The 24408-nt window shown below is 48.7% G+C and carries 18 protein-coding genes; 5 read left to right on the top strand and 13 right to left on the bottom strand.

From position 1 onward, the window contains the following. The first annotated feature begins 464 nt into the window (after positions 1 to 464). Positions 465 to 1307 (top strand): AAA family ATPase, encoded by an 843-nt coding sequence (locus tag S7335_RS22480; protein WP_038019518.1) that lies wholly within the window; start codon positions 465 to 467, stop codon positions 1305 to 1307. A gap of 5 nt (positions 1308 to 1312) precedes the next feature. Further along, complete coding sequence (locus tag S7335_RS22475; RefSeq protein ID WP_006458445.1) at positions 1313 to 2176, top strand: hypothetical protein; 864 nt, start codon at positions 1313 to 1315, stop codon at positions 2174 to 2176. A 132-nt stretch (positions 2177 to 2308) separates the two neighbouring features. Here S7335_RS22475 and S7335_RS22470 read toward each other — a convergent pair whose 3' ends face one another. The 8 genes from S7335_RS22470 to S7335_RS28595 all read right to left on the bottom strand — a co-directional run bounded on the left by S7335_RS22470 (position 2309) and on the right by S7335_RS28595 (position 8114). Continuing rightward, the gene (locus S7335_RS22470) at positions 2309 to 2494 is read right to left on the bottom strand and encodes a hypothetical protein (RefSeq protein ID WP_038019515.1); all 186 of its coding nucleotides are present in this window, start codon (positions 2492 to 2494) and stop codon (positions 2309 to 2311) included. Positions 2495 to 2611: 117 nt separating this feature from the next. Beyond that, the gene (locus tag S7335_RS22465) at positions 2612 to 2818 is read right to left on the bottom strand and encodes a hypothetical protein (RefSeq protein ID WP_006458013.1); all 207 of its coding nucleotides are present in this window, start codon (positions 2816 to 2818) and stop codon (positions 2612 to 2614) included. Positions 2819 to 3068: 250 nt separating this feature from the next. After that, positions 3069 to 3797 carry a ParB N-terminal domain-containing protein gene (locus S7335_RS22460; RefSeq protein ID WP_006457829.1) on the bottom strand — a complete coding sequence of 243 codons (729 nt, stop codon included), beginning with the start codon at positions 3795 to 3797 and terminating at the stop codon, positions 3069 to 3071. Beyond that, on the bottom strand, positions 3794 to 4426 hold the full coding sequence (locus S7335_RS22455; RefSeq protein WP_006458400.1) for a ParA family protein: 633 nt from the start codon (positions 4424 to 4426) through the stop codon (positions 3794 to 3796). Before S7335_RS22455 ends, S7335_RS22460 begins: the two co-directional genes overlap by 4 nt. A 255-nt stretch (positions 4427 to 4681) precedes the next feature. Next, positions 4682 to 4867: a hypothetical protein gene (locus S7335_RS22450; protein WP_006458410.1), complete on the bottom strand. Its 186-nt coding sequence runs from the start codon at positions 4865 to 4867 to the stop codon at positions 4682 to 4684. 537 nt (positions 4868 to 5404) lie between these two features. Continuing rightward, on the bottom strand, positions 5405 to 6211 hold the full coding sequence (gene drmC / locus S7335_RS22445; RefSeq protein ID WP_006458070.1) for a DISARM system phospholipase D-like protein DrmC: 807 nt from the start codon (positions 6209 to 6211) through the stop codon (positions 5405 to 5407). Between the two features lie 16 nt (positions 6212 to 6227). Beyond that, a complete protein-coding gene (gene drmB, locus S7335_RS22440; RefSeq protein WP_227500107.1) occupies positions 6228 to 7847 on the bottom strand; it encodes a DUF1998 domain-containing protein in 1620 nt (539 codons plus the stop codon). Between the two features lie 24 nt (positions 7848 to 7871). Further along, on the bottom strand, positions 7872 to 8114 hold the full coding sequence (locus S7335_RS28595) for a hypothetical protein (protein WP_006458287.1): 243 nt from the start codon (positions 8112 to 8114) through the stop codon (positions 7872 to 7874). A gap of 95 nt (positions 8115 to 8209) precedes the next feature. Between S7335_RS28595 and S7335_RS22435 the strand changes: the two genes are divergently transcribed. Continuing rightward, positions 8210 to 9088: an IS982 family transposase gene (locus tag S7335_RS22435; RefSeq protein ID WP_006454164.1), complete on the top strand. Its 879-nt coding sequence runs from the start codon at positions 8210 to 8212 to the stop codon at positions 9086 to 9088. A gap of 16 nt (positions 9089 to 9104) precedes the next feature. Here the strand turns inward: S7335_RS22435 and drmA are convergent, their stop codons facing one another. Continuing rightward, positions 9105 to 12569: a DISARM system helicase DrmA gene (gene drmA / locus S7335_RS22430; RefSeq protein ID WP_006458084.1), complete on the bottom strand. Its 3465-nt coding sequence runs from the start codon at positions 12567 to 12569 to the stop codon at positions 9105 to 9107. Between the two features lie 336 nt (positions 12570 to 12905). On the opposite strand from drmA, the gene S7335_RS22425 reads away from it, so the two are divergent. After that, complete coding sequence (locus S7335_RS22425; RefSeq protein WP_006457909.1) at positions 12906 to 13853, top strand: AAA family ATPase; 948 nt, start codon at positions 12906 to 12908, stop codon at positions 13851 to 13853. After that, the gene (locus S7335_RS22420) at positions 13853 to 16321 is read left to right on the top strand and encodes a S8 family peptidase (RefSeq protein WP_006457796.1); all 2469 of its coding nucleotides are present in this window, start codon (positions 13853 to 13855) and stop codon (positions 16319 to 16321) included. The genes S7335_RS22425 and S7335_RS22420 overlap by 1 nt, the downstream gene beginning before the upstream one ends. Positions 16322 to 16329: 8 nt before the next feature. Here the strand turns inward: S7335_RS22420 and S7335_RS22415 are convergent, their stop codons facing one another. The 4 genes from S7335_RS22415 to drmD form a co-directional block, all read right to left on the bottom strand. Further along, positions 16330 to 20319 carry a type IIL restriction-modification enzyme MmeI gene (locus S7335_RS22415; RefSeq protein WP_006458458.1) on the bottom strand — a complete coding sequence of 1330 codons (3990 nt, stop codon included), beginning with the start codon at positions 20317 to 20319 and terminating at the stop codon, positions 16330 to 16332. A 2-nt stretch (positions 20320 to 20321) separates the two neighbouring features. Next, positions 20322 to 20732: a type II toxin-antitoxin system VapC family toxin gene (locus S7335_RS22410; protein ID WP_006458001.1), complete on the bottom strand. Its 411-nt coding sequence runs from the start codon at positions 20730 to 20732 to the stop codon at positions 20322 to 20324. Then, positions 20732 to 20986, bottom strand: coding sequence for an AbrB/MazE/SpoVT family DNA-binding domain-containing protein (locus S7335_RS22405; RefSeq protein ID WP_006458454.1), 255 nt, complete (start codon positions 20984 to 20986; stop codon positions 20732 to 20734). The genes S7335_RS22410 and S7335_RS22405 overlap by 1 nt, the downstream gene beginning before the upstream one ends. A gap of 64 nt (positions 20987 to 21050) precedes the next feature. Beyond that, a complete protein-coding gene (gene drmD / locus S7335_RS22400) occupies positions 21051 to 24404 on the bottom strand; it encodes a DISARM system SNF2-like helicase DrmD (protein WP_006458075.1) in 3354 nt (1117 codons plus the stop codon). Positions 24405 to 24408: the final 4 nt, after the last annotated feature.

Here is a 24408-nt window from a genome sequence, read left to right as displayed (position 1 = left end):
AAACCGCAACCTCATGAGCTACCGCGTTCGCAACTGGTCCGAGTATAACAAGGGTCTGAAACAGAGAAGCAGTCTAACATTTTGGATTTCGCCCGATGTCTTGGCTAATTGGGAAGTAAAGGAAAAGACAGGCAAGCCAGGGGCAACGGCAACCTACACGGGGTATGGCCCCGACTCGTGGAAAATCCAGCCATATGCTGAAAGCGCTGTGAACACTGAGTTACAGCCCCCAAAAAATTGACTTCTCAGAAAAGTACTAACTAACAGACATCAAATCAGGCCGCTTCTGACGGTGGCGAGATCGGCAGATCGTAATGTAGCGGTGGCGGTTGACGCGGTTTGTAGAGTTCAAGGCAAGATATAGGGAGCAGATATTGAAGAAAAAGCACTCAGTGAACCCAGCAACACCATTCCAAATAAAAAAGATTACATTCAACGATGGAAGTACAGTCTCTCTATCGAATATGACCGTCTTTGTCGGGCCTAATAATGTTGGGAAGAGCAGAGCGCTTAGCGAGTCAATCGCTTTTTCTCAATCGGAAGGTCTACCAACTCGGCCTAAACCAGTTATTGTCTCAAAAGTCGATATAGATGGACCAAGCTCTTGGCAAGAGATGACTAAGGTTTTGCCCGATCCGCCTATCCTTGAACTAAGCTCGTACAAAATCGAATCATTAAAGAGCGATTTGCAGGAAGCTGACGGATCTCAAACAACTTGGGGAGCAAGTGGTGCTAGTGCAGAGGAAGCGATAACTGACATAATCTCAGGAAATGATAGACAAAATAGACTAAGGCAGTTTATGGGTGGAGCGATTGTCCATCTCAAAACAGACACTCGCCTTTCCCTGCTTGCTGACTCATCCACACCACAGTCAGCCCAAAGACCTGGAAATCTAATGCAGTACCTATACAGTGCAGGAAGCGCTGTAGAAAATGAAATTTCTGAGACTGTATATAGATACTTCGGAAAACAAATTCGACTTGACTATTCGGACATTCAACATCTCCGTATAAGATTTTCATCAGATTTTGATGACGTGCCATCTGATCCTCGCGACGCACTAAAACCAATGTCGAGACGTGAGCGATTAGAGGAACAAGGTGATGGTGTTCGAAGCTTCACAACGATCATCACTGCACTGAAAGCAGTTCAGCGCTCTGTCGTTGCGATTGACGAACCAGAAGCATTCCTGCATCCGCCACAGGCGTTTCATATTGGAAGAATAATTGGAAATGCCGCCTCGGATGATCGACAGCTTATTGTTTTGTTGCTACCCACAGCTCAGACGTGCTGCGAGGAATTCTAAGTACTGTGGAGAATGTAACGATTATCCGTATTGATCGCACAGAAAACAAAAATTCATTTTGTGAAATAGATTCAGAAGCATTAAACCAAATCACTTCAAATCCTTTACTAAGCTCTGCACGTGTTTTAGATGGCTTATTCTACTCATCTGTCATCGTTACTGAATCCGATGCCGATGCCAAATTCTTTGCTTCAGCGTTCAATCACGTTAATAAAGAACTGGAAGCACACTTCGTTGCTGCTGAGAATAAGCAGACTGTTGCAAAAGTCCTTCAACTCTATTCAATGATGGGCGTTAAGCACGCTGGCATTGTGGACTTCGATATGCTTAGAGTAGAGACAGAGATATCTCAAGCAATGGTTCAGTTAGGTATTCCACAAGCCCAACAAAATACAGTTCTGGAAATCCGAAGCCTAATAGCGCAAGAAGCGAATCAAGTACCAGCAAAAACTAGGTTAGAAAATTTCAGAGATATACTAGCTCGCATAAACACTAAAGTTACTGAAATTGATGATGACGCATCAGAAGAAGAGGTTGGCAAAGCGCTTAAATTTTTGCAGAAAAGAGCTAATGAAGCCGCTAATCTCACGAAGCCCTGGAAAGAGCTAAAGGAAAAAGGCAGAGCAGGCCTTTCTCCCTTAGCTCAGGAGAAATTTGACGATTTGTATAGTCTGCTATTAGATCATGGTCTTTGCATATATCCGCTAGGCGAGTTAGAGTCATCGCTAACTGACTTTGGATTGAGATATACAACTGATAAAAGGCAGTGGATAGTAGAAGCACTAAAGATGCTTGCTAACTCGCAAGTCAGTGACGAAAGAACCTTTTGGAAGACGATAAACCATATCATCAGCAAGAGACTACAGTAAGGTCATATAGCATGAAAAGGAGAGTAATTAAAATTGTGATCGTGCCAAACAAGAAGAGTAGCTTTTGGTCGCAGAAAATAGACATAAGTAGAGTCTCTAATTAGTTACTTTGGCCGGAGCCATCAGAAGGTGTTATGGAGTGTTGACTTCTTTTGGAGAAATGCCCTCGTTACTATAGTCGCTCATGTATTTGCGTGCTGCTGCCTTGTCTTTCTCGCTGATGAAGATGGCGACGGCGGAAATGAATATGCACAGACCAATAATAGTGAGCATGAGGCCAAATACCGCTGTGGTGTTTTCAACGCAAAGATTAGTCATTAAGGATACCAAAATGTACAACTACGATTGCTCAGTCAACGTTGGTCATCGAAAGAGCCCAAAGAATACAGGCTATCCAGCGTAGGGTTACGGGGAAGATAGCTGAGCAAAGTTCAGTCAGTTCTCAGGACTGATTACCTTGAATAAGGTTTGCTGTGCTGGAGTAGATTTCTCTGCTTCAGTTGATGTCCATAAGGAACTAATCAAAAGGAGAAAAACTAAGGCAGCGGCGAGATATAAAGCACATAGCACAGTAACTTTACTCCCTTGTTCAAACCCTTTGATAAGATCGGATTTCTCTCTTAGATCTGGAATCTTTGTCATACTTCTCTGGCTAAATAATGGTAGTTATCAGATGATGACAAGGCGCTTGTATCTGTGGTTTCTACTATAGTTTCTACTATTTCTTGTAGGAATTCGCTGCGGCTTATCTTATTTGACAAAGCTCTATCTCCTGGTTATTAGATACCTATAAAAATACCTGACGCCATCGTTCAGTTATTTGTCGGTCCTTGTGCCCACCAAAGTAGGTAAAGTACTAAGCCTCCGAAAAGCTTGCAATATTGCAGACTTTTTAGAGGCTGATCTTTGAAAGCTGTTTGATTGCGGTCTGCAAATACTTCTGCTCTGCTTCCGAGAAGTCCGAATGCTTCCCCACTAACTCAACTGCTTTAATAGCTCTATTCACTAGAGTCTCTAGCTGTATCGCAGCTATCCGCTTAGCATTAGTTTCCTTCGCTAGATGCCCCTTCACTGTGCGCGTAGATTTGCCAGTCAGCTCTGTCAACGCCTTCGTAAGTGTTTTCACACCTTTTGGTGGTCTACCAGGATAGTCCTGATAGCCAGCATTCTTCAGTCGGTCTGCCAATGCTCGAATTTCTTTCGGACTATAGTTCTTACGCTGTTGGTTTTCTTCTACTTCTATATCCAATGCCCGTGATGGCTCAGCAGCAGAGTCAAAATCGAACACTCTGACCTCAACCCGAGAACTAGGAAAATGCTGGTTCCAGGCTTTGAAATTTGACGCCTTTATTAAAGCTAGCGCTGCTCGTCGGTGTCCGCCTGCTAGCAGGCAACCATTCTTATCGACTGCGATCGGGGTGATCAGTCCGATGGCGGCGATCGAGTCTGCTAGCTCAGCAACGTGAGCAGAGTCAATGGGGCGAGAATCTGGGTTAGCTCTGTCTTTAATGTCTTCAAAGGGAAGAGAGCCCTTAATCTCCACGGACGTCAGGTTCTGATGCTGAGCGATTCTACTCTCACTCCCAGCGTTAGTCTGAGCAATCAGATTATCTAAATTCATAACTCAACTCCTAGAATCTCTAGAATCTCGTCTGCTAACCTTGCATACTCTCTTGCGCCTGCACTGGCGGCTCTACCTTTCATCTGACCCAGTGTTAAACCACTTTCATTCGCATCATAGTGACAAACACGGTTTTGTATAGATTGGTCGAGGATAGGTAGACCTGCTTTCTGGAACTGCTCATGCAGTCGCTCTCCTCGCTTATTAGGTTTGGGTGGGACGCGGGCTAACAGGATTTTGTACTTGTCGACCGATAGCTTTGCCTGGTTGATAGAACGAAGTGTAGCGGTGACCTCCCCAGCGTCAACACCACAGGGCAGAATCACTAAGTCCATATTCTGAGATAGCTTCTCTAACTCCTGTAAGTCTGGATTCCCTTGTGTATCAATCCATAGAATTTCACAGTTTTTAGGAACCTGACCCTGAATGCCATCGATCACAGAAAAGCCAAGGCTGTGTCCATTCTGCTCGGCTCGTTCGGCCCAGTAGGTTGAGCTTTGGTTGCTATCTGCATCTGCCAAGACAACTTCAAAGCCTTTCTGGGAGAGTGCATAGCAAATGTGGATAGATACGGCGCTTTTTCCTACGCCTCCTTTGCTAGAGGCAATCGCAACTTGAAAGCGTTTCATAAGGTAGCCTATTAAATAAGTCTGCAATATTGCAGACTTTCTATTTGGCCAGATACTATATCTAGTCTGCTATATTTGCAAGCTTAATTTCTGATTGATTCAGCAATAGTTGCATACTTAGTGCAATGACTATGGGTCAAACTCGCACAGTGGCTGCTTGAAGCCTACTGCACAAGCAAGCACAGCGAAACAGTTTGGGATGTACGCTGCCGTGAGCGCTCATTTAGAAAGAGTAGTGCTTTCTATTTATCTAAATTAAGTCTGCAATATTGCAAGCTTTTTAAATGAGCTGGCAGGCGGACGAGCCCAGAACCATATCACCTCAACCACCCGATTAGTTTGCTGCGCTCGGCGATGGCAAGCCTCATGAATCGCTTGCTCACCTGGTTCTTCGACTGCTTGCTCGGTAGCTACGCACAGCTCATCAAATGCTGCTTCCATCTTGATGTCGAGAGCGCGACCCCTTGAAGGGTGGCCAGCACCTCAAGATATTTCTCACTGCCGACTCGACCGCATGCGCTCAGCTCAGTACCGTTGTGCAGACGAGCATACTCACAGCCTGACTTAGAATGTGTTGAGATACCCAGCCGTGCATTAGCATCAGCAATTGGGCCGGAGGCTCTAATCTGGGCAATCAACAGCTCTAACTAGGCGATAAAAGAAGGAAGCATGTTGTATTTTCATAGTTTCTTTTACGACAGCCCGACACAAGCGAACAAATTTCGGGAGCTCTCGCAGTACTCATCGGACAAAGCGAACCGTAGGCTTAGCAGTGCACGGCGCTATCATCACACTGACCTCATCAACAACTCCTACAGTATATTTCCTTACCTAGGGTCATTGAAGAGCGATACCTAGGGCGTGAATGCCGTTACTGAGTAATTCAGATTGGCTATTCGTGTTACTTTTATAAGCCGTTTAAGAAGTAACCACGAGTAGCTAACAGTAACAGTGTTCGGAGCCAAGGCGACCGCACAGTCAAATTCCAGGTAAACGACAAAGCCTCTTTCGAGCGACTAGCCTCTCAAACTGAGATCGCATCGCTTTTGCTGCTGTGATATCCCACAACAAGACACCTGCCTCGATATTTCTTTGATGGGCAGCTTCTGTAAAGTTAGCAGAGGTCACCAGAAGTCGCTCATCGTCAATCACTACGCACTTAGCATGGAGACAAGCACGGGGTGCTTTCTCCTTGGATAAAGATCTCGGATCGTAGAACACCTCAGGCATCCGACTCCCTGGCCAAGTGCTACGGCGAAAGGTTTCAGAGAACTCGCGTAGTAACACAGCATCTGACTGACTATTCTTGCCGTAGGGACGATTAATATTCACAAATAACCGAACTTGCAAGTCCGGCTTATCGCTCATCCTTTGAGCAAGGGGCTGAAATAGCGCTTTTGCCTTATGTCCGGTATCTAAGGCATAGCTAGAAATCAGAACGCTCTTGTTTACGCTGTCAAAAAGTTCTTTTACAACAACGCGCGTGTCGCGACTCTCCGTACCCTGTACTTCTTCGCCTGTCCAAACCAAGTCAATGTCATTGCGTTTTTGCTGAGATCGCACTCTTTCTTCAGCCAACAGTTTGAGCATATAAGCCAAATGCTGACCCTGCATTCCCTGCTCACTGAGCTGATTGATTACGATCGCAACGTCACTCATCAGCGCATTTGGCACTATATTCGCCAATGCTGAAGGATGGCAAGGCAAGCGAATGCGATTACGAGCGATCGCATCCATCAATCCTTCCATAGCAGGCCGACTAAGCTGATGAAATACTGAGGCCATGTCTCAAAACTGTAGATTAACTCATCGACGCTGGAAAGAAGGCAGCGCCCGTCGTTTCTACCGTATCGACTACCAATGCCCTGTCTAAAAACTCATTGCCTTGTTCGCAAGAAGTTTCGGAGATGAGTACGCAGCCGTGGCAAGCCGCACCGTGACGAAAGCGCTCTTCATAAAGTTCGTCCGGCGTGTGCTGTGCGCAGACCGGATCATTAGAGCAAAGGCGACCAGATTCTAAAGCGGTTAGCAAGTGGTGCTCTAGTTTTCGCCCAATTTGAATTAGGCCGCCCAGTGTTCCTTCAGAACCAGATGAGCCGGTGTAAAGTAGAATGCCGTAGCCTGAAGTGCCTGCGTAGACACGCTCTCGAATGGCGCTAGCAGAGTAACCACACTCTAAGGAAATAGAGGTAATCAGCAGATGCGATAGGGTATGCAGCATGATATAAGGTAAACCCGGAAAGGTGTACTGCGGTTTATCATCTGAGTTATTTAACTTTATCTCCTTACGGCTGAGCCACCGATTGAACCCTTTTTTTAGTTCTTGCTCTCGCTTTTTGACTGTCTCTTTTTGTCGCCATGCGTCGATAGTCTCTGGTTTAAATGAAACAAAGACGCCTTCACCTTTAACCTCAATAGCTGGAAACCAATCGGTATCGAGACCTAAAGCGGCTGTGCGAACCCCTAAGCTAAGGTCTAATTCTCCGTCAATATCAGAAAAAGGCGGCTCGAAGCGAGTAAAGCTCACTTGAGCGCGAACTTCTCTGAGCCGATGCACCAGAACAATTCGATCGATGTACGTTTTAAGAGAGAGTGAAAGATGGTCTAGAGAAAGGTTGCGAGCGTAGAAGTCTCTGTCTGGCAAGTCTTCTCCAATCTCGTCAGGCTGAGAAAGAAGTGTCTCTATTTCTACTTGTTTAATCTTTTTCTGTTCTGTGGGTTTGCCGCTTTTTCGCCGCTGAATCTCTTGCCACACAGCTTCGTCTGAGAAGCCTTCTAAGGGATTGGAAATTTGAGGCTTTCGGCGAGCAAACCTTAGCTCGCTGATATCTTCTAAATACTGCAAATCGTTTTCGTAAAACTGACCGACTGCTTTTTTGATATTATCGTCGGCGCTGGGCAGCGAAATCACACTCTGAGTTTGCGAAAAGTATGCGTTACTCGCCGAGCGTACTAGCAGTCGGTTGGGTGTTCTTTTCCCATCTTCATCGACGCATTCTTGACGGGCGTGTTTTCCAAGCCAAGGGCGATCGCCTCGGCAGCTGCCTAATGCATTTAATCCTGGCAAGGTTGCGTCTGAGAGGGCGCGGCGAGCTTTGCAGGACTCACAGCGCACAAAGATATCGGCAAAGTCGCTGCCAGTACCGCCTTCATCTAGCCAAAGGTTACCGGTACAAGCGGTTCCCTTATGCACATAGCCGCGCCAATCGATATCACCAATGTGGCCATAGACGCAAGCTTGGACAAATCGAACCGGAACAACTGGCTTCTTCTTTCTATTTTCATCTAAATATTTTCCGCCCAAAGGTGAGATAGCACGCCAGGGAACCAGTGGGCGAGTCCGGTAGATTTTTCCGCTAGGGCCTTGAAAGCTGCTGTCTAATTGAGCAACAAACCAACCGGGGAACATGAAGCTTTGAATGCCTGTTCTAGGCGCTGTTGGATCTTAGTTGTTCGCAGGGGGTTCATACAGCGCAATCTTTGAAACGCCTAGCTTTTGCTGAAGAAACTGTTCTAAGCGAGGCTCTACAATAGGGTTAGGCTCGTTACCAAACTTCCAGTGGTTGAGGCCACCCATAATGATGGAATGGTTGGGCAAATCGACCATTGAGCCAGGGCCAAAGCTAGAGAGAACTTGACTCTGGCGGATTTCACCTTCAGGGGGAACTTGTCGGGTTTTCTTACGCATACTGCTTACTTAACGTCAGTTCGGGATAAGGAAAGCTTGAAGAAAGGAGGATAGGTAAGCTGAAGTTGTAAAACCCATCAGCCCTATCCTCCACTATGTTCAGCTTAGAAGAACTGTTCTGCCACGTCGATGACTTTTGCCAAGTGTTTGAACCCCTCTGGCAGCGTCAGCTGCTAAGCCACCATCTGAAGACGCGACAACGCGCTCGCTCACTGAGCTTGAGCGAAATCATGACGATACTCATCGGCTTTCACCAAAGCCACTACCGCACCTTCAAACACTACTACGTTCATCATGTATGCCAGTACTGGAAGCAAGCGTTTCCAACGCTAGTCAGCTATAACCGCTTTGTCGAATGGACGCCCTCTTGTTTGTTCCCGCTGTGCTGTTATCTAAAGCGCTGCTTCGGCCGTTGTACAGGCATTAGTTTTATCGATGCGACCAGTCTATCGGTCTGCCACAACCGTCGGATCTGGCAGCATAAGGTCTGCAAAGATACGGCGGCTAGGGGCAAAACCTCTGTCGGCTGGTTCTATGGCTTCAAACTACATCTGGTGGTGAACGAGTGCGGTGAACTGCTCAACCTCACCCTGACCCCGGGCAATACGGACGACCGTGAGCCCGCCTTTGACTTACTCACTGGACTATGGGGAAAAGTCTTCGCAGACAAAGGCTATGTATCGAAGCAGCTGGCTAAGCAACTACTCGAGGTGTTCAACATCGAGTTCTTTGCTAAGCCTCGGCGCAATATGAAGAACCAGCTAGTGCGGCTTACTGACAAGCTGCTCTCGCGCAAACGTTCCATCATCGAAACGATTATCGACCAACTGAAGAACATTTCGCAGATAGAGCATTCTCGTCACCGTAGTCCGGTCAACTGCTGGGTCAACATCCTCTGTGGACTGATTGCTTATTGCCACCAACCGAAGAAGCCTTCTCTCCATATGGAGTGGGAACTTCCCCCTGCTGCTTAAACCGAACTGACGTTACTTAGAGATCGCTCTCTATCTCCTCACCATTAGGATCGTGTAGCCAAAGGTTGACGGTAGGTTCCACATCTCGAAGACTGCGCTGAGCTTTGAATTTGCGGGCATCTTTGTTTTGCTTCTTCAAGTTGGGATCAAGCGGGGTAAATAGCAGCGGAGGGGCTTTTCCGACTTCCTTTTGGTACTGCAAGTTTTCAGAGAGATCTGTTGCCACATTCGACCAACTGTCTAGCAGATCTTTTACATAGCCGCGCACTTTGAGCCTGAGTGCTTCTGTTTGCTGATTATCCATATTTACGTTATGTGCTTCAGCGCGTTTGGAAAGCACCTCAACTACAAAATCCAGTTCTTGGCGATGCTGTGTCATCTGACCTGCGCCTTCTGGGTGTGTGAGTTCGCTATGGCCTAAGCGAGCAAGTGCAACAGTAACCCCAGGTAGCCCTCTGTCGAGCGCGCGAGGAGAGAAGGGCGTCACGCTGGTGGCTTCCACCGCCCGGTAGAAAGTTCTATGCCATGACTGAAAGCGTTCGTAGTGAGATCTATCGCGCGGTCTATGGAGGTTTAGCAGGGTGACGACTAACCCAGGGCGTTTGTCATCTCGCCCGACTCGGCTGGTGGTTTGAATATATTCTGACGCCGTTTTAGGCTGACCGAGAACAACCATCGTGCCTAGTCTTGAGATATCGAGTCCCACAGAAATCATATTGGTAGCCAGCGCCACATCTACAGCTTTTTTGGCATCTTCGTGATGAAAGGTAGTTTCCAACCGGCTTTTGGCTTCGGCCACCTGACTGGTATTGACCCTTGAAGTCAGCTCTAGTGGCTCTTTGATTTTACGATTGGCAAATAGGCTTATTTCTTCGCCTTCTCGCTTGCGATCGCCATACACCTCCAGCCGCGATCGCACTTCATCTTCTACAATTCGACGACTGCCGCCTAGCTCTCTCAAACTGTTGAAATAGCCCATCAGCGTCATGTAAGGATCTGCAGGGTTATTCTTATTACGTGCGCCGCCTGCTTCTTCCCATGCCTTCCGACTAGCCCCTAAGAGAGCCAAATACGTTCGTAGTAAAACAACTTTCAAACTCCGTCCTTGCGCTGCCACACCAAGATAGCTACGGCCATTTCTCTCTTCAACAGGAACCGTTTTTGCAAAAAAGGAATCGCGACGGTCGGGGCCAGGAGAGGGAAAGACTTCTACAGTATTGCGGCCAAAGAGCGCCAGGATTTGACTATTGGCACGGCGAACGGTTGCCGTAGAAGCAACAATCTTAGGCCGAATTGTTTTACCGTTGCGTTCGGTTGTCGAGAGGGCATCGATTGCTGTTTCATACAGGCCTACCATCGTCCCTAGCGGGCCGGAAATCAGGTGCAGCTCGTCTTGGATGATCAGGTCAGGTGGCAGTAGCGGTTTGTTCAAGCTCGCGCCTAAGTTTGGCTGAGCAGGACTGTAAAATCCTTGAGTGTCGTAGCGTTCTACTTTGCCAAACAAACCAGCCGTTTCACCGACCCAGGGCAGGTTTGCAAACTTATCGACAGTGGCAATGAGAAAGCAGGGCAGGCGACGATAGATTGGTTCATCGACGGTGACAATGGGCAGCGACTGATCGCGGCGAAAGACGCATTTGGGTTTGCCATCCGGACGTTTCTTCCGATTGACGCAGGTGATGCGCAGATCGGTGGGTCTATCCGGTGTCGGCAGAAGCTGAAAAGATTTAGCGCTGAATCTCTCACCACACCATGGACAGTTATCCAGTGGGATCGGCACTTCACTGGAGCTACCGTTTTGATAGGCCAGCGTGCGAGCACGGGCACTATTGCGATCTTTAGCTTTACTACTGCCCATACGATTAGCAGTGGCAGCTTGCCCGACCCAAAGACCAATTTCAAAGGGCCAGGGGCCAAGCTTTTCTACATTTTGCTGGCGCTCTAGTTCTAATGCGCAAATCAGCGTAGAGGCGCGGCCTAACTGGTCGAGCGTTAGCAGGCGCAGCGTGTAGCGCATAAGGACGCTGAGGCCCGCAGATTCTATACCCGGATTGCGCAGGCGGCGAAGTACCAGGGTAAAGGCAGCAAGGCCCAAATAGGCTTCTGTTTTGCCGCCGCCGGTAGGGAAGAACAACAAATCTACAATCTCGCGGTCTGGATCTTCTGGGTTATCCATGCCGACGATGTTCATCAGCAAAAAGGCAAGCTGGAAGGGTCTCCACTGAGGCGGTGACATGTCTTTTGGGAGAGCATTTTCTTTGCCATGAGTAGAGCGCTGACGGATGGCGCGAGCGATCGCACGATTGGCCGTCTTAAATACCTCCAGTACATCGGGATTATCTAGCGCATTGAGTCCCGCTTCAATGCGCTGATTCACACGTTCAGCACCGTCTAGCAGCTCGCTGGCAACCTGCTTGCGTTGCTCAGGGGTAGTCGGGGCAGCAGCCCTTTGCTGTGCGATCCAACTTATGTAAGCAGTTACCATGCCACCCACCATGCCACGAATCGTTTGGGCATCAGGAGCATTGCCGAGCGCTTCGATTTCTAAATTGATGCCTTCGATCTCAGCGGGAATGACCTTTTCAACATCGGCCTGAGGCATCCAGTTTGTATAGATTTCGCTGCACTTAGGGCGACCTGAATTATCGCTCGGCTCTTTGCAAAGCTTGGCGGTTGCCGAGACGTTATGACCTACGACGAACTCTACGTCATGGCGATATTGCAGATCAGCGAGCCGTTCGTCTTTATCATCTAAAGCCTGATTGCGCAGGTCTGGGCGCGGGATGAAAGGGATAGCGGTCTTGACTGTGAGCTGAGACTGAAAGATGTAGGCGCAGTCGCGTTTGCCACGTTCGCTATTGGGCGATCGCTTGTTGACTAAGAAAAGTGACGCGGAGTAAGTGTTGTCAGGCAGTCCGCACTGCCGGGTAATAGGCCGCACTGAAAGCACAAGCTCCAGGCCTTGGCTGTTGGTCACGGGTACCACAGTAGATTTTTCTTCTAGGTCGAGAGGAATTGTGATGTGAGCCAGCCGAGGCTGACGTTGCCAATCGCGGCTGGTCGTCACTTGAAGACCTGTTTCAGCTTCTGTCTCAGCTTCATCCGCTTCGGTCGGCTCATAGTCGCCCCAGCTAACGGTCACGTCTATTACTTTAGTTTCAGGTGCGAACAGAAAACTCAATCCCATGGATGAGGGGAAGTGACCCTTGCGGGCAGAGGCTGTCTCGGGGGGCTTTTCGTCGTCGCTATTGCTAGCGCCTTTGGTAATTTCGCTCTCGAAGCTATCGTCGCTATCTGGGTCAGAGCGATCACTCAATTTGGCTTCGTAGGGCACCAAGAATCCAGATAGATACCAACGGGAGGGCGCTTGAGGAATAACTTCCGAGGCATGAGCGGCATCGTCGGGGCCAGGACCGATCAGGTCTAGTCGAAGGGCATTAATTAAAGAGGCTCTTACTGCTGCGGAGGTCTGTAGCGCCATGTATGCAAAATCAAAATAGCTGCTCTCAGCATAGCCGGAGAAAAGTTGATTTGACGTAGTTCATAAGCGCTTTAAGCCTTTTTCACATAAAATCCGTAAGATTACGGCCTATTTAGCGAAAACAAATACATGACTAATAACTGAGCATTGAGCTGAATTCAGAATGGCTCAGCTCTCAACTTAGAATGATATATGATTTAGTAACAAAATCCTTGACTGCCATAGGTACCAGGGGTGAGTTAGGCGCAGCTTAGGAAAATGGCGAGAGGGGAAATCATAAGAAAGCTTTTTCAAAGCTTCTCTCGCAACGAGAGGGAGGTATTTTATGCTGCTGCGATGGAACTTATTCAAGAGGAAAAAAGCAAGAATCATAACTTGCTCGCTAGAGACTTAGAGCGAATCCTACAAAATGGACAGTCAAAGTCTTTACCTGCAAGCAATCATCTCAGTAGTGGCTATCCAGAAGCTCCGAAAGATAAAGAAACAGGTTTGGCACTTGTTGATGTCAAGCAATCTCATCTAACTTGGAACGACGTTATCTTGAGCCAGGGTAATTTGGCTACTTTAGAGCGAGTAGCTTTAGAGAATAGAAAGCAAGAGACTTTGGCAGCCTATGGATTACAACCGAAGTCAAAACTTTTATTTTGTGGGCCACCAGGGTGCGGTAAGACGCTAACGGCGAACGTGCTGTCAGGCGTTTTAGGGATACCGCTTGTTTACGTCAACTTATCAGCCTTGTTTTCCTCTTATCTAGGAGAAACAGCAACCAACCTCAAAAAAATATTTGACTATGTTGAAAGGGGCGAATGGGTTGTTCTCTTCGATGAGTTTGATGCGATCGCTAAAGATCGAAACACGCTCAACGAACATGGCGAAATTAAACGACTCGTCAACAGTCTACTTCAGCTTATTGATAGCTCCACTAGCAATAGCTTATTTGTAGCAGCTACGAATCACGAATCTTTGTTAGACAGCGCTATCTGGAGACGGTTTGATGAGGTTGTCTTATTTGAGGTTCCTAGCGTAGAGCTTAGAGAAGCGCTTTTGAAGCGTTATCTTTCCAAGCTCAAACATAATGATGTAGACATCAAAATTTTTGCGACTGATCTAGATCAAGCGACTGGTGCCGATATTGAGCGTATCTGTACGGACGCAATCAAAACTGTTATTCTTCGTGGCGATAGGAAGATAAAGAGTGCCGATTTAGAGACCGCTGTAGCGCATCATTTTGAAAGACATCGGATCGTAGAAAAATCAGAGAAAGCCTTAGCTTCAGAAGTATAGTGAGTCAGTTCGAGCATTTAGAATTACCCAAAACCAGTATTGAACTACCGAGGAGATCACGGGGCGGTGGCGGTGGGGGGACATCTAGGAGCGATCGCAGTAGTCACGGTCAGCAGTTACTGACTCAGATATCAGGGTTAACTCAACGCTCAAAGCAAAACACTTCACAGTTTCATCTGAATCCAAAGCTGATCTTTAAGATCAAGCTAAGTCCAGACGGATCTCTACAGGAAAGCGCACTCTCACCGCTTGGCCTAACGCTACTAGCTCAAGAACCTAGAGTGAATAAGGCGATTGTCGTTTTCGCAACAGATGAAGATCTCACTCAGTTTCAGTTCCGTTTAGAAGTGTATAGCGGACTTGTTGAATCACCTTATGAATACGGCCACCTAGACGCCATTACAGAGCTGGTCGCTCTAGAACCCGCAGATCGAACAGGCCGATTGCTAGAACTTGAGCCTATTGAACCGGGAGAAACTGCTGCACTAGATTTAGAGCTGTGGCACACGGGTGACAACACAGAAATGAGGCAGTACATAGACGAGCTGGACGATGTCTTGAGAGGCTTGTCGGATAATTCTGAGATGCGAGTGAGCGATCGCTATGTAGGAAGCTATCTATGTATTGCCCGAATCAAAGTTACGTCAGACGTCCTCAATCTCTTACTAGAAGAGGACTTTGTCAAGGAAATCGACCGTAGACCAAAACCCAACTTTGAAACGCCTGCCGAATACAATATTTCCCTATCAGATTTGCCAGAAGTGAACTCGCCAAGTGAACAGAACTGCGGCGTTTTGGTAGTTGATTCTGGAGTGACGCGAGGACATCCACTAATCGCACCCGCGTTGGGTGAGGCTGAAGTTTTTCCGGATACAGCTAGGGAATTCATTGTGGGTGGGCCGGATGATGGGGATGAGTTGACGGGTGGACATGGCACAGGCGTATCTGGAATTGCCATTTATGGTGATATCGGTAAGGGCATCGAGGAAAATGCTTTTCAGCCGGATGTTTGGCTATTTTCTGCCCGCGTTACGAATCAGAACAATGAGTATGATCCTGACTCATTACTGGAGAATCAGCTTGACGATGCGGTTCGATATTTCACGCAAAACTATGCGAATTGCAAGATCATCAATATTTCCTTAGGCGATGCTCGATTATCTTTCAAGGATGGTCAAAAGCAGTTTCGGCTAGCAGCGAAGATTGACGAATTGGCCTATGAGCTTCGGCATAAGAACTTGGTATTCGTGATCTCGGCTGGGAACTTGCCTTACGAGATGGGTACGGGCGAACAAATGCGGATAGACTACCCCAATTACCTGTTTGAGGAGAGTGCGAAAATTATTGAACCCGCAACAGCGGCGATCGCGCTTTCTGTCGGCTCAATTTCATTAGGGACAGGAAGTCTTCAGTACAGTAACGATGCTCAAAGAACTGCGATTGCACGAGTGCAGGGATATCCTTCCCCCTTCACACGGCGCGGATTTGGAGTTGACGGCATGATTAAGCCTGACCTCATAGATTTTGGTGGTGATTTGGTCATTGATAGAACCCGGATCATTCCTAACGAGCCAGGTGCTTCTATCATGACGTTCGCAAGGGACTTCACAGGTTCTATGTTTCGTGCCTATTGCGGAACGAGCTTTGCGGCTCCGCGTGTGGCTAATATAGCAGCTCAGCTTTTTACGCTGTTTCCCAATGCCACATCAAACTTGATTAGGGCACTTATCGCCAGTTCAGCAGAATTACCTGGTGAGCTACCAAGTGTTCTACAAGAGCAAAAAAGAAATGACACTAAACAGTTAGCAAAACAGCTACAAGTCTTTGGCTACGGTCATCCTGATGTGACTAGAGCTAAATACTCCGCAGAAAACTATGCGGTTCTGTTAGAAGACGACAGGCAGATCCCAGTAGGTAGCTTTCAAATATTTGAAATTCCGCCGCTTCCTGAGCAATATCTGAGCACTCCGGGCACTCGAATACTGTCTGTCGCACTGGCGTTTGATCCACCTACTCGACCAACTCGGGGAGATTCATACCTCGGAATCACGATGGAATTCAATCTTTTCAAGGATGTCAGCAAAGACAGTATTGTACAAGCGTTTGTAAATGCTAGTAGAACTGACTCCCCAGAGGATTTTACGGAGATATCTTTATCAACACTGAAGAAGAACAATCCTGGCAAGGGGATTGCTGTAGGGCTTTATCCTGGGAGCAACCTCAGGAAAAAAGGATGTCTTCAGAAGGGTCAGATTAACATCTCCGATAGAGCCAAGGGATTCGGAGAGCAGCCGCTATATCTCGTACTCAGTTGCTCTCGAAAATGGGCAAAGCCAGAAGAAATCGAAAGCCAAAGATATGCGCTAGTGGTGTCTGTCTATCATTCTGATCCTGAGGTGGATGTGTACAACCAACTTAAATTGAAAACTCAAGTTTCTCCAATTATCCCAAGAGCACGTATTAGATAGAGAAAGCCCTATTCCTGTATGAGAGAAAGCTGGTCACTTGCGTTTGCCAATTTCTTCTTACGCTTTGTCTTAGCCCTCTTGTTGCCTTTTTTCTTACTGTGCAGCCCTGCTTTTACTTCTTCTTCGTAGCGCTGCTGATTGAGGTCTAGTAAGCGAGCGAGGACTTCATCGTGGGTACTTTCGGGCCAACGGTAACGCCAGGGAAGTTTTTTACGGCGTTTTTGGCTGGCTTGGATGAGGTTATCAAAGGCGGCAGCTTCAGCAGTATCGGAGAAGTGGAGGTCGCCGCTGGCAATGCGATCTTGGGCTTCGGGAGGGAGATTGGTTTCGTCGATGTCGAGGTAATCGAGGGCGAAGCCACAGGTGGTATCGATGTCGGGCCAGCCATAGGCGTTAAGGACGGCGCGATCCATTTGGTTGTGAAGGCCGCGGAGTTTGAGGATTTCGGAGTCGGTTTCTTGAGGATCGTGGAAGCGATTGTAGGTGTCAGTGAGGCCCTGGTTGTTACGGACCATGAGGTCGGCACGGAATCGATAGTAGGTTTGACCGATGTTCTGGAGGATGGGGACAGATTCCCAATTTTCCGGAAAGGGGAAGGTTTCGAAGCAAGTCGTTGGAGTATAGAGAAGATCGTCCTTCATTGACGATCCGAAAAACCTTGCCCAAATCTCATGAATTCTGCTTTGAAGAACACTCAATCCGGCAGACCATGACAGAGCAAAGACATCAAGTCGCTCTGAAAACACCATGTTGGATTGCATCACAGCAATTACATACTGTGTCGAAATTCGAGAAACTACTAAAACATGTTCAAGTTTTCTAGCTGCTGTATATAGTTTTGGGCGACTTCGCCAATATCTCCACCACGGCCAAGCAGCGACATCCTTTGCTTTTCGAGAACGTTCAGGCTTAACCTTTTCCCGCAAAACTGCAACTAAATCAGGCCAATGAGATGCTTCATCCTCGGTCATTTCACCAAAGTCAATCGTAAATCGATGAGAAGAATGGGTTGGGCTATTATTTACCTCTTCTCCACCTATATATGGAAAAATCCGCTCTGCATTTTTAGGATTCTTCTCTATTAGTCTATTCATTTCGGTAATAGAGTTTGCCTTATGGTCAGAATCATCAAATAAAAATCCTTGTCCGTATGGCTTACTTCCTTCAAAGCACTTTTCAGAATTGGCTTTCAGAGTGGCAGGTTCTTCATCATTGCTTGTATGAAACAGATAAGAGTTTATCTCTTGAACACATTGACGATCTTTTATGGGGGCAAGACTTCTATTACCTTTTTGAATATGAATAATACTTACAACTACAGCGGCTAATCCAGGCCATCTACAGCGTCTGCTAACATTGTAAATCCAACCTCCTTGTTTTCTGATTTGAGCAAGGCCACCTGAACGAGTGTCTCCTTGTCCAATAGTGTTAGTTGCAATCAACCCCAAGCATCCTGATTCCCTTAATAATGCGAATCCTCTGCGGAAGAGATATGCTACAAGATCCATTCGATTACCAGAGAAATCATAGGAATCTAGCAACCAATACAGATAGTCTTTTCCGTAAGAGGTTGAAATTTTTGTGCCACCCAAAAAAGGTGGATTTCCGACGATCACGTCAAAGCCCGGATTCTCTCGGTCAAACACCTCAGGAAACTCTATATCCCAATTTAATGGAGCCACAGAATTCTCTCTTTCACGTAGCTTCCGAGAAATCTCCACTACTTGCTCTGGCTGGGCTCGCACTATCGCCCCATACTCCTGCACTAAGACCGCCTTATCTTTTTTACTCTTACCACAGCCATCAAAAAATGCTGCAACTGCCACATCTCCCAGCATCCGCACCTGCAACAACTTCGCCTCCGCACCCTGCCACTGTTGATACTTCAACGCCGCATCTCCATCCGACAACGTATCCCCTGCCTGAATCTGAGACCTCAACACCGTCGCGGCCAAAATCTGCTCTTGCCCGTACTTCATTAACGGCAAATCTTGCACCGGGTCGCGGCCAAAAGCAATAATCTCCTTACGTGTCAGACCCACTAACGAGTCCCCACACTTCAGCGCATGATCCACAAACGTAAACGGCAAATCTCGTGCCAACGTCACCAGCCACAGCGATAGCTTCGCCAAATTCACTGCAAAGGGATTCTTATCCACCCCATACAAACACCGCTGCGCCACTAGCCGCCTCGCATACAACAACGGCTCCACCGCATCCGGCACATCCTCCGGCATCCCGTAATAATCCCAAGCAGCTACCAGCCGCTCCGCCAACTGCCGACATACCTCCACCAAAAAGGCCGCCGACCCCATAGCCAAATCACACACCTTCAGCTCTAAAATCTGCTCCGCCGTTGGCTGCGAGCCCAACCGCTCAAAAATAGGCCGCAGCGTCGTCTCTACAATCGGCTGTGTCAACTTCCTCGGCGTATAGTGCGACCCCGTCCGCCTGCGCTCCTCTCCCGGCTGCAAATACAACGCTCCCGGCATCAATACTTGCGTAGTCCGCCTCGACACTCGCCGCTCCAGTGCTGCCAACAACTCCGGTACACTCCCTGCCGTCTTCAACGCCGTCGCCGCTTTTCCCGACAGCTTCAGCTCCCCTTCTGCCTTCAATAGCTTTGCCCGATCTTTCGGCTTCGCCTCTAGCAGCGCCTCCAGATTGATCACCACATCTTTCGGTCGTACCGCAATGGACTGGCTTTCAGCAATCTCCACCTCATAGCCCATAATCGCCTCATACACCGAGCCGATCTGCTCCACATCCAGTGCCCGATAGCTCAGCCGTTCCCCGTTCAAAATCAACAGCTTCTGAAGCATTCGATAGATCACCCCATCGGCAACCCGAGGAATCTCTTGCTCCCCTTCTAAAAACACATATTCCTTCGGGTCAAACAACTGTCCATGCCGAGCTGGAAGATACGCCTCATAAGCCCCACCCCCCTCGTACACTAACCGAAACAAACTCAGCAGCCATGCCCAAGCTCCATACCGCTGATCCATTGTGTCCGGATAGTGAACCGCATCCTCCCGCAGCTTTTCATACAGCCCAGACACCGAATAATTGCCCTGGTAGATCTCATCATCTGGCATCAATCCTTGATTTTCGGCATACAGCAAAAACACCAACCGCATCAGTGTCGTCAGCAGCCCGCCGTACACATGCTGAGAATCCTCTTCTACAAGGGATTGCAAACCACCACTCGGGCCATCTTCTCTCTGCGCATCCGCTGCCTGAAAGCCTCGCAACAACTCCCACAGCGCATCCAATACCTGCTCTGCTAGCTGGGTCGAAACCATCGCCTGATAATTTCGACTTGCCTCCAACAGCTTCGGCAACGTCTTACCTGTCGGCGAATTAAATAGCCGATCTGCCCCCAGCAGCATCTCCAGCGCACCTAGAATCGTTCGCCCTGGCACCTCCGTCATCGCCTCAATCGGAAAGGTTACATGCCCGCTTGATTCCCCGCTCGGCGCATACACCAGCCGCAAACTCGTCCCGTTCCACAGCACTCCGATAGGAATCTGGGTGCCCTTGAGTAGCCGCTCGAACTTCTGCTGGTAGGTTGCCTTCCAACCAGTCTCTTCCGTATCGTCATCGTCTAAATCTGCTGCTAACGGAACACACTGCACCAGTAGCAGCCAACCATCACTATCTGGATCGACGACTGCATAGTCAGGCCGCAGCGTTTCACCATAATCCGGCAGCGGCACAGATAGAGATTCTGGCAACTGGGCCTGTTCTTCAAAGTCTTCTGGCTCCCATTCCAAAATCTGCTGTGCAAGTGGTTCAAACTGCTGCACATGGGTCTGTGCTTTTCCATTGGGTAGTACCGGCTGTGCGATCGCCTGCAATACCGGTTGAAGCGTCAGCGCCTTCGACTTATCCACAAACGCCTGCGCATCTACCAAAGCAGGCGGCGATACGACTAGTCCCTCTGGTTGTAGAAGCCCTAGCCATTCCTTGTGTAGATACTGATCGTAGTCTTGCGCCATGATTAACGAATGAGTTGAACAAGAGAGTTGGGATAGGCATCGGCCCAAACGCGATCGCCCGTCAAAACAGGAACCTTCATTGCCATCCCCAGCGCAATGCAAGCGCGATCGCCTAGCGACAATCCATAGGCACGAGACCCTGGCCAAAGTTCAGCCGTTTGCTCAGCCGCGATCGCATCAAAAGGAATAATTGACATACCCAAAACTTCTAAACTCTCCCGACAGCCCAACATATCGGTTTCTCGCTTTACCATCTGCTGCACGACCTCACACCAGTTCACGCTCGACATGACAGATTCAGCGATTACTGCATCTACCTGCTTGTGCCCTGCCTCATCTAATAAAAATGCCAACAGAGCGGAAGCATCTAGTACCACTGTTTGCGACTGTTTATCCGTTTTATTGGCTGACATCACGTCTCCATCCGCGCCGCTGCTCGCCGCTCATCAATCAAATCATCAATCACACCTTGCCCTTTCAAATGAGCAAACTGCTGTTTGAGACGCTGCTTAATCGTTTCTGCCTTTTCAAAAGTTAGTCGCCCCTCATCGTCAATCTGCGCAACTAGACGATCTCCTGGATGGAGATCCATCTGATGCCGCAATTCAGCTGGAATAACGAGCCGTCCACTGTCCCCAACTTTCACTTCAATTGCCGAACTTGCCATAAAACGATATTCCTGCCTTCTTGCTTAAATTATGCCAGTTTACTAATCAGATGGTAGAGAACCTTTAACCTGTCACGGGCCACAAATACACTAACCCTACTGGTTCAATCCGCGAAACTTTTACCCGATACCCCGCCTCAATCCGCGCAGGCTCCGTCTCAATTTCGGCCTCCAGCATTTTTAATCGATGTTCCCAATGCCTTCTGTCTGCATCTAGCTGCCGTTTCTCCGCTACCGCAAAATCAAAAGTGAGCTGCGTGGCATCACGATCTGTTTCTCGCTGCCGCCGAGAAATGCGATCGCGCTGAGCCTCCAGCAGCGTTTTCATTTCCTTTGCCTCCCTAGCGCCCCTTTCCGCCAGCTTTGCCTCAGCCGCCTCAATCAGTCTTTGCACCAACTCATCTAAATGCTCGCTCAAATCAGCCACGTCCTGTGGCGCACTCGCCTGCAATCGCTGCCTTACCAGCTCTGGTACCTCTCTCAGACGCGGATTAGCCAAAGAATCTTCTAAGGTTTGCAGGACTTCTCTGGTGGTGCGATCGCCCAGTACCTGTAATCCCTCTCTGTCGTCAGGATCTTTCCACCTGGCCACCACCGGCACAATCTCATCATGCAGCCGCGCCGCCCCCTGCCCATACAGCGACAGCCGCCCTAGCATAATCACCCTCGGAATCGCCGTATCCGTTAGGCACACGCAGGCCCGCGTCAGGTCATCATGAACGAACCCTTGAGATAAAAACCGACCCAGCAGCCGCTGTACCAGTCGCTGCTCTAAATGCAGATGCACCGACTGTGAATCTAAAGAGCCCGAGTCGCGAAAAATGACTGGCAAAATCGGTGACTCGTTGCGCCATTCCCATAGTTTTTGACCGCGCTTTCTAGGCGATCGCAACGTATCCAAGGTCGCTGCCCAAGTCGGATCTGTCCCTAGCTTTTCGTCCAAAGCCAGAATCTCCCACTGCGCCTGATCAGGATTTTCTCTCGCCTCCTTTTCAGACAGCGGCGTCAAAGACCTCGCCCCTAGCAGCTCCAACGACGCCGAAATCGCATCGCGGAAATGTCTGTCCTCAAAGCCTAGCCACTTATAGGATGCATCCAAAATATTCTGAAGCTGCTTTTCTTGATCTAATAGCGCCTGTCGCTTGTCTCTGATGGCTTCTAGCTCCTCACTGATGACTTTGCCCTTTTCTACCGATTCAGAATCTGCTGTATCAGACTCGTCAATTGCTTTAGTTAGTGCAGCTTCCTCACTTGTGCGAATGCCTTGCTTTAGCAGTTTAGAAACGTTCTTCTCAACCACAGGTGATAGACTACCTAGCTCTTCTTGAATCCGCTTCGTCTTTTGCACCAGCACGTCTAGCACCCGATCCTCTGCTCGCTGCGAATACACGAAGTAATAGCAGCGCACTAAATCAGCCTTCTGCAACTTCCGGTCAATCCGCCCGTTCCGTTGCTCCATCCGGCTCGGGTTCCAAGGCACATCAAAGTGGAACAAATTCGCGCAGTAATTCTGTAAATTCACCCCTTCTCTCGCCGCATCCGTCGCAATCAAAATTCGCAGCGGATGCGCCGCCGGGTCAGCATTAAACGCCGCCTTCACTTGCTCGCGCCTTTCATCACCGATGCCCCCATGAAATGTCTCAATCCGCTTCTGCGCCCGGTCGGACTCAGCAATAATTGCCCCTAGCTGCTGCTCTAGATACCGCTTAGTATCTGTATACTCCGTAAAAATAAGAACTCGGTGGTTATTCCACTGCGCTCCTTTTTCACCCAGCTGCGGGCACAGATTCTCGTTTAGCCATACCGCTAGCTGCTCAATGCGTCCGTCGGGCAGATAGCGAGCCTTTGCAGCAATATCGCTCATCTGCTCCAACAGCTCTAGTTCTCTAGCAGTTACCCCGCCGCCAGAGGTTTGTCCAGAATTTGGCCCAGAAGTTGCCATAGACGCTTGAGTTGCGATCACCATCTGATTGTCTTCTTCTAGTGCCACCTCCGCTTCATCCAAATCCGCTCGTTCATCGTCATTGCCGGGCGCTTCTTCCAGCAGAGATAAGCTCATGCCATTCAAAAGCCGATCAGACACACCAGCGGTCTCTTTTGCTAGCTTTTCCACGGACTTGCAATGCACGCTTAAAGTTCGAGAAAATGCTTCAATCGAAGATAGCAGCCGTTTCTGCAAAGAAGTAATTACCAGCATTGCCGCTGCTCGTGAAGATTTTGTTGCTTCTCTTAGCCGCTCTTCTCGGCAGTCTCTGTACTGCTGCAACAGCTGCGATAGCACTAGCTCCGGTGCCTCTTCTGGCAACCCGTCTACTCGCAGTGCAATCACCTGACGTTCTGGAAAGTCTCCATTTTTAATCTCTCTTAAATCTTGCTTTAGCCGCCGCACCATGACTGCATCTAGCAGCGCTTTGCTGCGCACGGGCACTCCCCGACAAAATCGCTGTGGATCTAAAATCTCTAGCAGGGCCGCAAAGCTGTTTGAGTGTCCGTTATGCGGCGTGGCTGATAAAAATAATCGATGCTCAAACCGAGGCGCTAGATTTCGCACCGTTTTAGTGAGCTGTGAGTCTACTGCATACTTAGAGCTGCTCGCTGGCGCTGCGTTGTGGGCCTCATCTAGGATAAACATCGAGCCAGCCGAAAACTCCCCTAACCAATCTCTCAAAGGTGCTGCATAAGTCTCATTCCGCAATAGTGCATGAGAAATGATGAATCGGTTGTGCGTTGTCCAAGGGTTAATGGCGTAGCCACGCGATCGCCGCATTCTCGCAACATACGCCCGATCGTAAATCGTAAACGTCAGACCAAAGCGGCTCTCCATTTCCTCCTTCCACTGCTGTACAACCGAAGGCGGTGCGGAAATAACCACTCGCTTAATCTTTTGACGCAGCAGCATCTCTCGCAGGATTAAACCTGCTTCAATGGTCTTGCCCAAACCCACATCATCGGCAATAAACAGATTGACTCTTGGCATCCGCAGCGCCTTGCGCAGCGGCTCTAGCTGATAGGCATTTACCTCAATGCCAGCTCGGTACGGCGCTTGGAATAATCTAGGATCAGTCGAAGTCACGCAGTTCCAGCGTAGCGTGTGAAAGTAAGCTGAAAAATAGCGCGGATTGTCAAAGCCTTGGCTCACGACCGCATCCCAAGTCGCGGCTCCAATCAGCTTGGCATCAATCTCTCGTTCCCAAAATACCTCTAGCGGCTCGCCTTGCGCGTCATCTTCAACACAAGAAAGACGTACCAGCGTATCTCCCTTCTCATCTGTCGGCACAATGACTTCTTCAATCAGGTATTGACGCGATCGCACTCTGGCTAGTTGCCCAGGTGCTAACTGTCCAGGCACTGAAGAGTTGGCCTTTGTGAGCCCGGTCGTTAATGTATCTTTCAATCTTTCGCTAGCTGCATTTGCCATAGTG

Source organism: Synechococcus sp. PCC 7335 (genome assembly GCF_000155595.1).
Lineage (GTDB): Bacteria > Cyanobacteriota > Cyanobacteriia > Phormidesmidales > Phormidesmidaceae > Phormidesmis.
This window is presented reverse-complemented; position numbering and strand designations above follow the sequence as displayed.